Annotated in this window: 14 protein-coding genes; 7 read left to right on the top strand and 7 right to left on the bottom strand. The window is 44.1% G+C overall.

Features of this window, described 5'->3' with window-relative positions:
• Positions 1-22 precede the first annotated feature (22 nt).
• Positions 23-1,540, bottom strand: a complete 1,518-nt coding sequence (gpmI, locus tag ACP14V_RS12435; RefSeq protein ID WP_272608235.1) for a 2,3-bisphosphoglycerate-independent phosphoglycerate mutase — start codon at positions 1,538-1,540, stop codon at positions 23-25.
• 210 nt (positions 1,541-1,750) lie between these two features.
• Between gpmI and ACP14V_RS12430 the strand changes: the two genes are divergently transcribed.
• Entirely contained in the window at positions 1,751-2,137 is a 387-nt protein-coding gene (locus tag ACP14V_RS12430) for an ankyrin repeat domain-containing protein (protein WP_136566410.1), read from the top strand.
• Positions 2,138-2,238: 101 nt separating this feature from the next.
• Here ACP14V_RS12430 and ACP14V_RS12425 read toward each other — a convergent pair whose 3' ends face one another.
• From ACP14V_RS12425 to ACP14V_RS12405, 5 genes are all read right to left on the bottom strand, one after another.
• The gene (locus tag ACP14V_RS12425; protein WP_313790958.1) at positions 2,239-2,406 is read right to left on the bottom strand and encodes a DUF6747 family protein; all 168 of its coding nucleotides are present in this window, start codon (positions 2,404-2,406) and stop codon (positions 2,239-2,241) included.
• 113 nt (positions 2,407-2,519) lie between these two features.
• Positions 2,520-3,284, bottom strand: coding sequence for a M48 family metalloprotease (locus ACP14V_RS12420; protein WP_272608233.1), 765 nt, complete (start codon positions 3,282-3,284; stop codon positions 2,520-2,522).
• Positions 3,285-3,326: 42 nt separating this feature from the next.
• The gene (locus ACP14V_RS12415) at positions 3,327-4,061 is read right to left on the bottom strand and encodes a M15 family metallopeptidase (RefSeq protein ID WP_272608230.1); all 735 of its coding nucleotides are present in this window, start codon (positions 4,059-4,061) and stop codon (positions 3,327-3,329) included.
• A gap of 74 nt (positions 4,062-4,135) precedes the next feature.
• A complete protein-coding gene (locus tag ACP14V_RS12410) occupies positions 4,136-5,311 on the bottom strand; it encodes a gliding motility-associated C-terminal domain-containing protein (RefSeq protein ID WP_272608228.1) in 1,176 nt (391 codons plus the stop codon).
• A gap of 1 nt (position 5,312) precedes the next feature.
• On the bottom strand, positions 5,313-7,694 hold the full coding sequence (locus tag ACP14V_RS12405; protein WP_424987432.1) for a beta strand repeat-containing protein: 2,382 nt from the start codon (positions 7,692-7,694) through the stop codon (positions 5,313-5,315).
• 212 nt (positions 7,695-7,906) lie between these two features.
• Here ACP14V_RS12405 and ACP14V_RS12400 point away from each other — a divergent pair, with 212 nt between their 5' ends.
• The 6 genes from ACP14V_RS12400 (at position 7,907) to ACP14V_RS12375 (ending at position 13,333) form a co-directional block, all read left to right on the top strand.
• The gene (locus ACP14V_RS12400; protein WP_272608224.1) at positions 7,907-8,647 is read left to right on the top strand and encodes a carboxypeptidase-like regulatory domain-containing protein; all 741 of its coding nucleotides are present in this window, start codon (positions 7,907-7,909) and stop codon (positions 8,645-8,647) included.
• A complete protein-coding gene (locus ACP14V_RS12395) occupies positions 8,644-9,438 on the top strand; it encodes a carboxypeptidase-like regulatory domain-containing protein (protein ID WP_272608222.1) in 795 nt (264 codons plus the stop codon). The genes ACP14V_RS12400 and ACP14V_RS12395 overlap by 4 nt, the downstream gene beginning before the upstream one ends.
• 75 nt (positions 9,439-9,513) lie before the next feature.
• The gene (locus ACP14V_RS12390; protein ID WP_272608221.1) at positions 9,514-10,032 is read left to right on the top strand and encodes a DUF6702 family protein; all 519 of its coding nucleotides are present in this window, start codon (positions 9,514-9,516) and stop codon (positions 10,030-10,032) included.
• A gap of 60 nt (positions 10,033-10,092) precedes the next feature.
• Positions 10,093-12,411 carry a M1 family metallopeptidase gene (locus ACP14V_RS12385; RefSeq protein WP_136566402.1) on the top strand — a complete coding sequence of 773 codons (2,319 nt, stop codon included), beginning with the start codon at positions 10,093-10,095 and terminating at the stop codon, positions 12,409-12,411.
• A gap of 79 nt (positions 12,412-12,490) precedes the next feature.
• Entirely contained in the window at positions 12,491-12,769 is a 279-nt protein-coding gene (locus ACP14V_RS12380) for a Sec-independent protein translocase subunit TatA/TatB (protein WP_136566401.1), read from the top strand.
• 3 nt (positions 12,770-12,772) lie between these two features.
• Positions 12,773-13,333: a phosphatase PAP2 family protein gene (locus tag ACP14V_RS12375; protein WP_272608219.1), complete on the top strand. Its 561-nt coding sequence runs from the start codon at positions 12,773-12,775 to the stop codon at positions 13,331-13,333.
• On the opposite strand, the gene ACP14V_RS12370 is transcribed toward ACP14V_RS12375, so the two are convergent.
• Positions 13,311-13,952, bottom strand: a complete 642-nt coding sequence (locus tag ACP14V_RS12370) for an O-methyltransferase (protein WP_272608217.1) — start codon at positions 13,950-13,952, stop codon at positions 13,311-13,313. The genes ACP14V_RS12375 and ACP14V_RS12370 overlap by 23 nt on opposite strands.
• Positions 13,953-14,003 lie beyond the last annotated feature (51 nt).

The following is a 14,003-nucleotide window of genomic DNA, read 5'->3' as shown; positions in this document are numbered from 1 at the left end:
ATGGATTTTAAGAAATTCTGGGCTAGACCAATGGTTTTTGTGTCATTAACTCGGGTTGTGGAATGCCTATCATCTTTAAGATGGTCGGGGCAATATCACCCAAAACACCATCCTTGATTTGCTTGATATCGGTGTCTACCAGAATCAAGGGTACGGGATTGGTAGTGTGGGCCGTGTTTGGGCTTCCGTCGGGATTGACCATGGTGTCACAGTTACCGTGGTCCGCAATGACAATGGTGGAGTACCCGTTTTCCAGTCCGGCAGTAACCACGGCCTTGGCACATTCATCCACGGTCTCGCAAGCTTTGATGGCGGCGGACATAACCCCGGTATGGCCCACCATATCTGGATTGGCAAAATTGAGACATACAAAATCGGTCTCACCTTTTTGAAGTTCGGGAATAATGGCATCCCTTATTTCGTATGCACTCATCTCAGGTTGAAGGTCGTAAGTGGCCACTTTTGGGGATGGGCAAAGGAGACGTTGCTCCCCTTCAAATGGTTCCTCTCTTCCTCCATTGAAGAAAAAGGTGACGTGGGGGTATTTTTCCGTTTCCGCAATGCGGATCTGTTTCTTGCCATTTCGGGCGAGTACTTCCCCTAATGTGTCTTTTATATTTTCTTTGTCATAGACCACCTTGATGCCTTTGAACGAATCATCATAATTGGTCATGGTGACATAATATAGGTCCATTTTGTGCATGTTCTGCTCATGGAAATCCTGTTGGCTCAAGGCTTGGGTAAGTTCTCTGCCACGGTCTGTCCTAAAATTGAAGAAGATGATCACATCACCTTCAGCGATTTGGGTCAAAGGCTCACCATTGGCATTGGTCATCACCAAAGGTTTTATGAATTCATCGGTGACGCCTTCGTCATAACTTTCTTGCATGGCCTTGCCAATATCCTGTACTTTTTGGCCTTGGGCATTTACCATGACATCGTAGGCCAGTTTTACCCGCTCCCATCGTTTATCGCGGTCCATGGCATAGTATCTACCCACCACTGTGGCCAGTTGGGTGTTCTTGTCGGAACAGAATTGATCTAGGTCAATCAAAAAACCTTTCCCACTTTTGGGATCTACATCCCGGCCATCGGTAAAGGCGTGTACAAATGATTTCTCTACACCGCTTTCTTGGGCAGCCTTGATGAGTGCTTTTAGATGGTCGATATGACTGTGTACCCCTCCATTGCTGAGCAAGCCCAGAAAGTGAACGGATTTGTTATTGGATTTTGCATAGGAAAAAGCGTCCTGAAGCACTTTTTCATCCTTTAGGGTATCTTCTTTGACGGCCTTGTTGATTTTGGCCAAATCTTGGTATACGATGCGCCCAGCACCCAAGTTCATATGGCCTACTTCACTGTTGCCCATTTGCCCTTCGGGAAGACCTACGTTCATGCCATCCGTGAGCAAATTGGCATTGGGATATTGGGTATATAACGAGTCAATGAAGGGAGTGTTGGCTTGTGCTATGGCCGAAACCTTTGGGTCGGGAGATTTGCCCCAACCATCCAAAATCATAAGAATTACCTTTTTGTCCATACTGCAAAATTGTACCCCAAAAATAAAGTGATTTGCTTTGATGCGCTAGTTTTCAGGTAGTTTTCTGGTTTAGGATTTGATAATTATTCCACCTCAAAAATGAAGACCTGTTAAAATTAAGTTATTTAACTGTTAATGCTGTAACACTTGCCCAACTCGGTAGTCTACTTTTATATAAGTTTATTAGTCATTAATCAAAAACGATTCATCATGAAAAAAACAATCCTATCGCTAGCAGCGGTTTGCATGCTGGCCACAACGGGCGTTTCCGCCGCTGAAACTTCATCAGATTTAACCCTGGATGCAACTATGATCACAGCTGAACCTAGCATATTTTGCAAAGCCATTATGCAAGGTGATGTTGAAACGGTTACAAAAATGATTCAATTGGGCGAAGATGTCAATCAAAAATCTTTGGGGATGACCCCTTTGCATTTTGCTGCCCGTTACAACCAAACCCAGATTTTACAATTGCTCATTGATAATGGTGCCAATGTAAAAGCACGTTCTGACCGCGGTTATACGGCTAAGAAATATGCCGAGATGTCCAATGCCGATGAGGCACTTGCCATTTTGGAAACTGCTATGAAAAAATAGAAAGGAGTTTATTCATCCAATAAAAAGGCCCATCCAATTGGATGGGCCTTTTTGGCTCATTTACCTATATGTGTGTTCCTGTAAAAGAGTATATCTCTGGCTTAGAAATCAAAGCCAGTAAATGCCCTGTACAAAAATGCGTACAAAGCCATAAACAGCATTATACCACAAAAAATGGAGTACCCCTTTAGAAAAAGTACCACAAAGCTTGGTTTGCACTCGTCGAAAGCCTCTTGATAGAGGTGTTTAAAATGTAATAGTGTTCCCATGTGTTCTCTCTTTTATGGGCACAAATAAGAAAAGAACGTTGGTTTGATTTGGGTTAACCCAAAGGTACACAAATCTGATGAATGCCATTTTATTCTCGATGAACGTACAGAATCTATCGACCTGAATATTTTTGAATGGCCTCTTTTATTTTGTCGATGCGGTTCTCAGGGTCTGGATGCGTACTTTGAAATTCGGGCACACGGTTGGGGCCGGCAGCGGCTTTCAGGATTTCCATTACCTTGATCATCTCGTAAGGGTCATAACCGGATTGAATCATAAACAACACGCCCAGTTCATCACTTTCCAGTTCATCGCCCCGTCCATTTTTGAGCAAGGTGTTCTGACCAATGCCACTAACCAAGCTTCCCATGTCACCACCAACGGAAGCTCCTGTTGCCAAGGTTTGCCAAAAACCGCTCTCGGCAATACGTTCAGCGGAATGTCTCCCGATAACGTGGCCAATCTCATGTCCCAAAACTCCTGCCAATTGTGCTTCGTTAAGCTGGGAAAACAGCGCATAGGTGATAAAAATCTGTCCTCCGGGCAAGGCAAAGGCATTAATGGTCCGGTCATCGGCCAATAAATGAAAATTATATTGATAAGGGGTTTCCCGTGCAATGCTACTTTTTACCAATTTGTTGCCTACGGCATCAACTAGGCTTTGCATTCGTTCATCAGGATAAAGACCACCATGCTGCTGGGCCATTTCAGGAGCACTTTGAAGGCCAATGGCAATTTCTTGTTCGGCAGTCATATCTATGTTCTGGACCCTTCCGGTATAGGGGTTTTCTTCTTGATTGCTACAGCGACGGACAAAGGCAAAAGCCACAATGGCCAGTCCAATCAAGATACGGACCCTCCAACTTCCTCTTCTCATGGTGTTAGTGTTCTAGGGGAATTAAGATACAAAAAAAAAGAACTACAATAATTTGGGATTGATGTCCAAAATATTGTCTTGGATATAGCTTCTTACAAATCCGGTAGTGAAGTGTTCGCTGCCCAAAAATTCCTCTTTCTGGAGCATTTTTAAGATATTCAGCTTTCGGTATGCGGTGAGCATAGGGATGGATAGTGGGGCATAGCTGTAATGCCAAGGTTCGTATTTAAACCCTCTTCTCTTGGGTTCGTTGGTGTAGACCAGATAGAACCCAAATTTCTCCGAATTTTCATCCAGCCACAATTTAAAACCTTCAAAAGGACCTCCACTTTCAAATTTTTCGGGGACAAGCACGTCGCCGGTGACTTTGGGATAGCCATCGATGATGTCTATATCGGTTCCCCAGTGGTGCCTGCTGGTACCCGGTATGGTGGAGTATTCAATGATTTTATCAATGGCATCAAGGGAATCCATTCCATCGTCCTCAGTAAAACGCAGGTATTTGCGTTCCCAAATGCCTTCTTGCCGATAAAAATCCCTAAAACTGGAAACCATTTTTATGTCGAAACCATCTGTAAAAGCGGCTTTTTTCATTTCCAGAAAGGAATCACAAGCTTCTTTTCTCAGGTTGATGCCTTCGCCATAGAGTTCTATATTGGCCTTGCCCATCAATTCCTCAATGGAGTAATCGGAAAGGGAAAGGTTGGGGAAAACAGGGGGTAATGCACAGGCCAAACTTGAAACAGATGCTGTTTTAACGAAGGTCCTTCTTTTCATGGAAACGATTTTCGTGCCAATTTAAGAAGTATTTTCAGTCCTGCGAAATAGTCTTGTACCAGAAATGGGAAAAATCAACGGTCTAAAAATAGAAAACCGGTATACTCCAACTGAAGGTCATCCAAGGTAACCAGATAGTAATAAATGCCCTCGGGAAGACCAATATCTTGGCTCATGATCAGACTTCCGGTGTTGGACATGCCGTAAAACTCATCAACATAGTTGATTTTTTCATACACTTTTTGGCCAAAACGGTTAAAGATGAGCAAGCTGTTGTTGGGAGATTCCTCCATTCCGTCTATCACCAATACATCATTCACCCCATCTGCATTTGGACTAAGAAAATAATTGCCTAAAGTAGGGTAATCCACAGCAAAAGTGTCTGTAGGCAAGGGGATGGTGCCAAAAGTTATGACTTCATATTCATTGGGTACAAAGGTCTCGGATACCACAAAGCCGTTGGCAACATCGCCACTGATGGCTGAATTTCCTATGGGTACCCACTGGTTGGATGCTTTGCTCCATCCTACCACAATTATAGACTCCAAAGTGGCATTGGGAATAAGTCCAAGACCGCTTCTCGGGTTCCAGCTGATGGTTACCCTGGCAGGCACATCACTTTGAATGAACCAAAACTCCTGATTCGAAACCGTTCCTATATCCCTGACCTTTTCATTGACATTAAAGCTTTGCGAAATAGAGAATGGATTGGAAGGGTTTTCAAAAAAGTAGGCACAAATGGCAAAAGGAGTATTGGTTTCCGATTCCAAAATCAAGGGACGCAATTGGTTTTGGTCACCTACCGGAAACGAAAAAAGGCTTCTATTGCTCGCTGCGGCAAAGCCGGTTACCTTGGAAGCGTTGCTCTCCCCTGTAAAAAAGCCATTGTCCGTAAAGTTGAGAAAGATGGTCTGATCACTTTTTTGGGTCTGAACGTTGCCCTCCAAAAAATTGACATTGTTCTCTACTAGTACTGTGTTCTGCAAAAGGGCATTATTGGCGACCATAAACTCGGTGTCCCAAAGCCGAAGGGGAATACTTCCCATAACCTGTATCACACCATTGCCATAAAAGCCTACAAGACCTTGATTATGATCAAGGGTGCCTTCGTTGATGACATTGGTATGTAGTCCCAAACCCATATCGCCTCCTCTGGCATGTACACGTAGGTTGCCACTGTTGTACAAGGCAGTCTGTGCTTGGGCGAAGCAGGCCATAAGGAATAGGGGTATGTAGTGGATGGGTTTCATGCTATGGGTTTACAACTATGTATTGCCAATTTGCATTTGCGGCTGTAGGCACAAACCCAGGAGCAATAAACTCATATATCTGTACTGAAAAAGACCCGGCAACTTGATTGGTAAGTTGAATCATTACTGGATTTCCTACGGTGTTTTGTTCTACAGTTAATTGTATAATGGAATTTGCAGCAATAGCTGCATTAAATATAGTGTATGCACCAGCTACCCCAGTTCCAGTTGGGACTTGAGCTGAAAGTGCGATTTCTTCGGCAAAAGTATCTACATAACTCATCGTTGCTGCATCCTGCGGGTCTGTTGGGTCGAGTACGTTTGTGATCCTGCTGTTCCCTGCACTTGGGTCGATTGCGATGACGTCAGCGAGGTCTTGGGCTTCGGTTCCGGTGACGACATATGGGTTTCCGGTTGAACCGTCCCCGGTCACAACATTGATTCCCGCGCCGTTTACCGATGTTTCGGTCCCGTCGGCCGCGTTGTTCGTGATCTCCGTGTCCACGTAGGCCATCGTTGCTGCATCCTGCGGGTCTGTTGGGTCGAGTACGTTTGTGATCCTGCTGTTCCCTGCACTTGGGTCGATTGCGATGACGTCAGCGAGGTCTTGGGCTTCGGTTCCGGTGACGACATATGGGTTTCCGGTTGAACCGTCCCCGGTCACAACATTGATTCCCGCGCCGTTTACCGATGTTTCGGTCCCGTCGGCCGCGTTGTTCGTGATCTCCGTGTCCACGTAGGCCATCGTTGCTGCATCCTGCGGGTCTGTTGGATCGAGTACGTTTGTGATCCTGCTGTTCCCTGCACTTGGGTCGATTGCGATGACGTCAGCGAGGTCTTGGGCTTCGGTTCCGGTGACGACATATGGGTTTCCGGTTGAACCGTCCCCGGTCACAACATTGATTCCCGCGCCGTTTACCGATGTTTCGGTCCCGTCGGCCGCGTTGTTCGTGATCTCCGTGTCCACGTAGGCCATCGTTGCTGCATCCTGCGGGTCTGTTGGATCGAGTACGTTTGTGATCCTGCTGTTCCCTGCACTTGGATCGTTGGCTATTACGTCGGCGAGGTCTTGGGTCTCGGCAAAGGTACTGTTGATTACATAAGGGGTGGCCGCTGTGCCGTTCCCTGTGATGTTGATGTCGGTTCCTGCATTGACGATGGTCTCGGAGCCATCGGCAGCATTGTTCGTGATCTCCGTGTCCACGTAGGCCATCGTTGCGGCATCCTGCGGGTCTGTTGGATCGAGTACGTTTGTGATCCTGCTGTTCCCTGCACTTGGATCGTTGGCTATTACGTCGGCGAGGTCTTGGGTCTCGGCAAAGGTACTGTTGATTACATAAGGGGTGGCCGCTGTGCCGTTCCCTGTGATGTTGATGTCGGTTCCTGCATTGACGATGGTCTCGGAGCCATCGGCAGCATTGTTCGTGATCTCCGTGTCCACATAAGCCTTGGTCGCTGCGTCAGTGGCCACCGTGGGTGTTCCAAGTCCGGTGATTACTGCTCCGTTGGCATTGTTTCCATCAGCAAGCACTTCCTCTATGTTCTGGATTTCGTTAGTAATGTCTAGATCAAGATCATCTGCAATATGATCATTAATTGCAGTTGTGTTGGCAGTTATGTTAGCGGTATTGGTGGCTATATCTGCACTTTCCTCCAAAGCGGAAAGGTCGGCAGAAAAAGTTGTCGTCCCTTCGTTTACGGTAAGTTGATTGGTGGCGGGCGTAAAGATTACCCCTGTAATGTCGTCATCCGCACGTGCGTCTACATAGCTCATGGTGGCAGCATCCTGCGGAGCTGTTGGATTTACCAAATTGGTGATTCGTGCAGCATTGCCCATGCTTACATCAGCAGTAGGAATGCCAAATCCACTTAAGGGAATGTTGGCCTTGTCCAACTTGGGATTGGTCACTGCACCATCCTGTAGTTGTTGTTGGCCAATGATTCCAAATGAAAGGTCCTCCCTTAACACGGTATTGTTGGCAATATTTTCACTGGTGATTTTGTTTACCTCAAAATTGTAGTTGATGCCGTCTGGGGTATCCTCGGATGTTATGACTACGGTACTGTCCCTTGACGTAGGATTGAATAGGGCCAGTGTGCTAAAGGTAATCCTATTGTCTTCACACAAATTAACCCATTCGGTTCCGTTGTAATAATGTAGGCAATCTTCTTCAATGTTATAGACCATGGCCCCATCCAAAGGAACAATGTTGTTCATTTCGGCAGTGGTTACCCTGCTGATCACAAGGGCACCTGTATTGCTTTCCAATTCTAGTATTGAGGCAGGGTGTATGCTTTGCGGGTTGTCGCCAATTTTAACTTGTCCACTAAGGGTGTTGATCATAAGTAGGCCAATGGCCCAGTAGATGATATGCGTCTTCACAGTGTTTGTATTTGAGGATTTCCAAACGTAAACCACAAAACTAAGCCTATGATCGGATTATTGGTACATTTCCCGTCAAAATACGTAGTTCAAGGGTGAACGGATACCGTTTTTGTGCCAAAACCTGTGGTAGAATTAACAAAAGTTTAGAATGCGTTTATTTTTTTATATCGGCTTCAAAGGTTTTCTTTAACTTGAGTTAAATTTTTTTTATGAGAAATGCACTAGTCATCCTGTTTTCATTGTTCCTTTCTGGGCTATCCATGGCACAGGATAACCGCCAAATTTTGCGTGGAAAGGTACTCTACAGAAACAGCAATGTGCCCAATGAGAACGTTATCAATTCCAACACAGGAATGGCTACCATCACCAATGAAGATGGCGAATTTGCCATTTCTGTAAAGGCAGGGGACCAAGTGGTCTTTACAGCAATCAACTATCAGTTGGAAGTGGTGGTGATCACAGAGGAAATTTTACGGAATAACCGATTGGTGGTTGAGGTGAACGAAAAAATCAGGGAATTGGATGAGGTGGTCGTGACTCCGGAAAATCAAGAGAAGTTCCTTGAGGTAAAAAACGATGACTTTAAGGAATATAATTATGAAATAGATCGTAGCACCGAGGTTCAAAATATTGCAGAATCCCAAAGCGTCCGGGGTATGCGGGATGGACTCAACTTTGTCAATATTTTTAAGGCGCTTTTCAAGACCCAACAGACGGAAGGACAGCAAAGGGCGCCCCTTAAGGTCAGTGAGGTGCTAAGACATGTTTATGACGATGAATTTTTTGTGGCCGATCTGCGATTGCCGCAAGATAAGATAGATGCGTTTCTGTTTTACTGCGACGATAAAATTCCTTCGCAGACCCTATTGCGAAAGGAAAATGAGTTTCAACTCATAGATTTTTTGGTTACCCAGAGCAAGGCCTATTTGGCCACCTTGAATGAAGAATGAAAAATATTCTTTTCGTATTCGGATGCCTTTTTGTTCTCTCGGCTTATGCCCAAAATGGAACTTCCAAAGCGTTATTGGGTAGGGTTACCAGTCCAGATGGTGATGTTACTGGGGTGGTGGTGCAGAATATCAGTACGGAGCAGGCCGTGATTACAGATATTGATGGTAATTTCTCTATTACAGTTAGGCGAAATGATACTTTGGTGTTTTCAGCGGTACAGTATCAAAGAAAGGTACTTCCCATTACCGAAGTGCTCTACAATACCAGTTTTGTCATGGTACCCATGGAGGAGTTTGTAAATGAATTACGGGAAGTGGTGGTGCGGCCGTATGATCTTTCCGGGGACCTTAACCAAGATTTGGGAAAACTCACTTTGGAAAAGGACGTGAGTGCCGAAGCCTTGGGGTTGCCCAATGCAAAACGTAAGATACCCACCCAGAGCGAGCGAATGTTACAACAGGCAACAGCCGGGAAATTTAATATAGGAATGATTCTAAGTCCGCCATTGGACCCTATCATCAATGCCATTACGGGACGTACCAAAATGCTGAAGAACCGGGTGAAGGTAGATGCGACCTATGCAAAGACCCAAAAGGTCCAGGATTTTTATGTGGATTCGCTCTTTGTGGCCACCTTAAAAATACCTCAGGAAAAAATAGATGATTTTATGTATTTCTGTGAAGTTGATGAGGTCTTTCAACAGACTGTAGATTCACAGGATAAACTCAAAATCTGGGACTTTATGATCCAAAAGAGCCGTATATACCGAAAGAACAATAATCTGGATTGATATCTTTGCGTCCCTGTGGCATAAAAATTGAGCATACTGTAACACACTCCTAAATCTTGAGTCTAATTACTATACATGATGAATACCAGCATAACAAAAAGAATAATGTTGCCTTTGGTAATGGTACTTTTTTTGTCTTTTATCGCGGCGCACAAATTTTACATTAGTGTAACCAATGTGGTGTATTCTGAAAAGGATGATGCCCTTCAGATAACCAGTCGCATCTTTATAGATGACCTGGACAGGTTGCTAAATGAACGCTATGGTATCAAGGCTAAATTGGCAACACCCAATGAAGCAAAAGTTGCCAATGAGTATATAGAAAAATACTTCCGGACCAAATTTGTGGTGGAGCTCAACGGCGAGCCTGTAGCGTACAATTTTTTAGGAAAAAGCTATGACAATGATGTGGTCATCTGTTATTTGGAGATTGCCAATACCAATTTCGAAGGATTAAAAACACTTTCCGTACAAAACGAGATTCTTACCGATCTTTTTGAAGAACAACAAAATGTGGTCCACCTAAAATGGAAAGGACAAAAAAGAAGTTTTGTGCTCATCAAGGAAAATAATAAAGGAATGTTAAACTTATAACGTATTGTTAAGAGTTGGTTAAAATATCCTATTTTTCACCGTTTTAAAATCAAATTGAAAATGAACAGAGTCAAGTATTATGTGGCTTCATTCTTGTTTCTTTTTGGTGCTGTTACCTTATCGGCCCAAGAAGAGGGAGAAGTGAAGCAGGAGCGACAGCCCGGTCATTATAACCAGAGTAAATTTAAACAGTTGTACGAGGAGTTTGCTACTCCCAATACCTACAGAGCAGCGTCAGGGGCACCGGGACCCGATTATTATCAACAACAAGCAGATTACGTGATCAGTGTGGAACTGGATGACAAAAACGCACGTATTCATGGTGATGAAACCATTACCTATCACAACAACTCCCCGGAAGATTTGGAGTTTCTTTGGGTACAGTTGGACCAGAATGTCAGGGCCAAAGATTCAAAATCACCACTTCGTGACGGAAATGGAGTGAACATTGCCTACACGGCAGATAATTTTACCCAGACCTATATCAATGAGCCATTTGATGGTGGTTTCAATATTGAGCATGTAAAAGATGCCAACGGAAAACCATTGTCCTATACCATAAACCAAACCATGATGCGGTTGAACATTCCGCAACCGCTGAAAAGTGGCGAGAAGATTTCTTTCTCCATCAAATGGTGGTACAACGTACCCGACCATACCGTGAACAGGGCCCGTTCTGGTTTTGAATATTTTGCAAAAGACGGCAACCGTGCTTATGTGATTGCCCAATTCTTTCCAAGAATGGCGGTTTATAGCGATGTGGAAGGATGGCAAAACCATCAGTTCTGGGGAAGTGGGGAATTTGCACTGCCCTTTGGGAATTATGATGTAAGCATTACCGTTCCTGCCGATCACGTCTTGGATGCAACAGGAGAGTTGCAAAACCGCGAAGAGGTGTTCTCCAAAGACATGATGAAGCGCTACAAGGAAGCCAAAAAATCATATGACAAGCCAGTTATTATTGTGACCCAAGAAGAGGCCGAGGCCGCAGAAAAAGGGTTCTCAACCGATAAAAAGACATGGAAATTCAAGGCTACCAATGTTAGGGATTATGCCTTTGCCACTTCCCGAAAGTTTATTTGGGACATGCAGGCCGTAAAAATAGGGGGAAAAGATGTTATGGCTGTTTCCATGTATCCTAAAGAAGGAAATCCTCTTTGGGAAGATATGTCCACCAAGGCGGTGGTACAGACCCTACAGACCTATTCAAAGCATACCTTTGATTATCCATACCATAAAGCTATTTCAGTCCATGCCAAGAACCAAGGAATGGAATACCCCATGATTTGTTGGAACTATGGTCGCCCCAATGAGGACGGTACCTATTCCGATAGGACCAAATTTGGGATGATCAGTGTGATCATCCATGAGGTAGGCCATAACTTTTTCCCAATGATCGTAAATTCCGATGAGCGTCAATGGGGATGGATGGACGAAGGTTTGGACACCTTTATGCAATATTTGGCCGAGCAGGAATTTGGAAGGAACAATCCAAGCGTCATTGCTCCAAATGAGAATTACCCATCAAGAAGAGGTGTTCCCGCAGATATTGTACCCTACATGGGCGGGGACCAAAGCTTTATTGCTCCGATCATGTCCAACCCAGAGAACGTGTACCAATTGGGAGCCAATGCCTATGGTAAACCCGCGACTGCCCTTAATATCCTAAGGGAGACTGTTATGGGTAGGGAGCTTTTTGATCATGCGTTCAAGACCTATGCACAGCGCTGGATGTTTAAACACCCAACGCCGGAGGATTTCTTCCGTACCATGGAAGATGCTTCCGCAGTAGATTTGGATTGGTTCTGGAGAAGTTGGTTCTACACTACCGATTATGTTGATATTGGTGTGAAAGGAGTTAAAAAATACTATGTGAGCAGTGAGCCAACGGCCCAAATGAAAAAGTACATGGCAGACAGAAACCTTACTGAGGCAGATTTGCCACCATTGGTTTACTTGGCCGAAGAGAATAGTGAAGATTTTATGCCAGAACTGAAAGGTAAGGCTCCTTCTGAAACATCACAGAACCTTAAGGAATTTATGATGGACAACATGACAGAGGCTGATAGGGCCAAGGTCAAGGAGCCAAAGTACTTTTATGAGGTTACTTTTGATAAGCCGGGAGGAATACCCATGCCATTGATTGTAGAGTATACCTATGCCGATGGTACCAAGGAAAATATCACCTATCCACCAGAAATTTGGAGAAAGAACGATGCCGAAGTGAAAAGGGTCATCTCCTCACAAAAAGAATTGGTGGGCATTGTTGTGGATCCCAAATTGGAAACTGCTGATATTGATACCACCAATAATGCGTGGCCCATGAAGGACGAAAAATCCGATTTTGATAAGTTCAAAGAGAACATCAAAGGAAAATAATACAAAACTCTTGAAAAGAGCCTCGTGATTTCACGAGGCTTTTTTTATTTTCCCAACAACTTCTGATTATATTTGTTGCATGTATTTTCTATTCATTAGCGGCGGCGAGATTTTTTTCATCCTATTTATAGTGGTGATGGTCTTTGGTGCCGATAAAATCCCCGGAATAGCCAAGGGACTTGGCAAGGGAATGCGTCAACTGCGGGATGCTACAGACGACATTAAGCGTGAAATCCAGAAAAGTGCCGAAAAGCAGGGCATTGATACCGATTTCACCAAGGATATCCGAAACGAGTTGAATGAAGTCAAAAAAAATGTGGATGAAGTTACGGGTTCCATCAAAAGGGGAACCAAGTAATCCATGTTGGAACGACTGCTGGAATGGGATCGGGACACCTTTGTCTTTCTAAATGGTCTAGGCATTGAAAAATATGATGGTTTTTGGACCACTGTAACCAATTTCGTGACCTGGGTTCCGCTCTTTATCCTCTTTATCTTTCTACTGTTCCTCAAATTCTCTAAACGCGAGGCTTTTTTTAAACTATTGACTGTTTTGGGATTGGCCCTTTTTATTACAATTATTACCCATTGGACCAAGGTTTCTGTTGCCAGATTGCGACCCAACAACACTGAAGAGATCAACTTGCTCATACGGATCCTTAAAAGCCCTACTGATTATAGTTTTTTCTCAGGACATGCTTCAAGCTCATTTTCCTTGACGGTATTATTGTTTCTTTTTTTGAGAAAGAAGGTAAGATGGGCCTATCTATTTTTTGTTTGGCCCATACTTTTTACCATGAGCCGTATTTATGTAGGCGTCCATTATCCTATAGATATTATTGTGGGTGCCTTGGTGGGCTTGTTGTCAGGGGTGCTTTTTTATAGCCTGTACCAAAGATTTATTTCACCCTACACAAGGTAAGACCATCCCTTATGGGTAATAATACGGTCTCAACCCTGGGGTCGTTCTTCAGTTTTTCGTTATAGGCAAGTAGGGAAGCCGTTGCTTTGTCGGATGGGTCAAGAGGTTCCACAACTTTTCCCGACCACAGCACATTGTCTGAAAGGATGACACTGCCTGGTTTGGTTTTTTGGATGACTGCTTCAAAGTAGGCATCGTATTCCACTTTGTGGGCATCAATGAACACCAAGTCAAAAGTAAAATCAAGCTTAGGTATAATGGTGAGTGCATCACCTGTATGTTGTATGATCTGGGTAGCATAACCACTTCTTTCAAAGTACCTACGTTGCATATCGTACAGTTCCTCATTGACTTCAATGGTATGTAGTTGACCATCATTTTGAAGTCCTTCGGCCAAACAAAGTGCTGAATAACCGGTATAGGTGCCAATTTCCAGAATATTTTTTGGGGCGATGATTTTTGAAAGCAAACTCAATACCCGTCCTTGAAAATGCCCCGTGATCATACGGGGGCGCACCACCTTCAAGTGGGTTTCACGGGATAGTTCAGCCAAAAGGGCAGGCTCATCTTCAGAATTGGCCACTAGATAATTTTCGAGTGTGGAAGAAAGAAAATGCATGTTTTTATTTTTACAAAAATAGAGAAAGAACTACATTGAAATCCCAGTTTA

The sequence above is a fragment of the Flagellimonas alvinocaridis genome (genome assembly GCF_965248585.1).
GTDB classification, from domain to species: Bacteria; Bacteroidota; Bacteroidia; order Flavobacteriales; family Flavobacteriaceae; genus Flagellimonas; species Flagellimonas alvinocaridis.
Note: the sequence above shows the minus strand (reverse complement) of the source record. Positions and strands in the feature narration are given on the sequence as shown.

Bases quoted from the DNA above. Each gene is read 5' to 3' on its own strand.
- gpmI (WP_272608235.1), bottom strand. From the start codon at position 1,540: ATGGACAAAAAGGTAATTCTTATGATTTTGGATGGTTGGGGCAAATCT.
- ACP14V_RS12430 (WP_136566410.1), top strand. From the start codon at position 1,751: ATGAAAAAAACAATCCTATCGCTAGCAGCGGTTTGCATGCTGGCCACA.
- ACP14V_RS12425 (WP_313790958.1), bottom strand. From the start codon at position 2,406: ATGGGAACACTATTACATTTTAAACACCTCTATCAAGAGGCTTTCGAC.
- ACP14V_RS12420 (WP_272608233.1), bottom strand. From the start codon at position 3,284: ATGAGAAGAGGAAGTTGGAGGGTCCGTATCTTGATTGGACTGGCCATT.
- ACP14V_RS12415 (WP_272608230.1), bottom strand. From the start codon at position 4,061: ATGAAAAGAAGGACCTTCGTTAAAACAGCATCTGTTTCAAGTTTGGCC.
- ACP14V_RS12410 (WP_272608228.1), bottom strand. From the start codon at position 5,311: ATGAAACCCATCCACTACATACCCCTATTCCTTATGGCCTGCTTCGCC.
- ACP14V_RS12400 (WP_272608224.1), top strand. From the start codon at position 7,907: ATGAGAAATGCACTAGTCATCCTGTTTTCATTGTTCCTTTCTGGGCTA.
- ACP14V_RS12395 (WP_272608222.1), top strand. From the start codon at position 8,644: ATGAAAAATATTCTTTTCGTATTCGGATGCCTTTTTGTTCTCTCGGCT.
- ACP14V_RS12390 (WP_272608221.1), top strand. From the start codon at position 9,514: ATGATGAATACCAGCATAACAAAAAGAATAATGTTGCCTTTGGTAATG.
- ACP14V_RS12385 (WP_136566402.1), top strand. From the start codon at position 10,093: ATGAACAGAGTCAAGTATTATGTGGCTTCATTCTTGTTTCTTTTTGGT.
- ACP14V_RS12380 (WP_136566401.1), top strand. From the start codon at position 12,491: ATGTATTTTCTATTCATTAGCGGCGGCGAGATTTTTTTCATCCTATTT.
- ACP14V_RS12375 (WP_272608219.1), top strand. From the start codon at position 12,773: ATGTTGGAACGACTGCTGGAATGGGATCGGGACACCTTTGTCTTTCTA.
- ACP14V_RS12370 (WP_272608217.1), bottom strand. From the start codon at position 13,952: ATGCATTTTCTTTCTTCCACACTCGAAAATTATCTAGTGGCCAATTCT.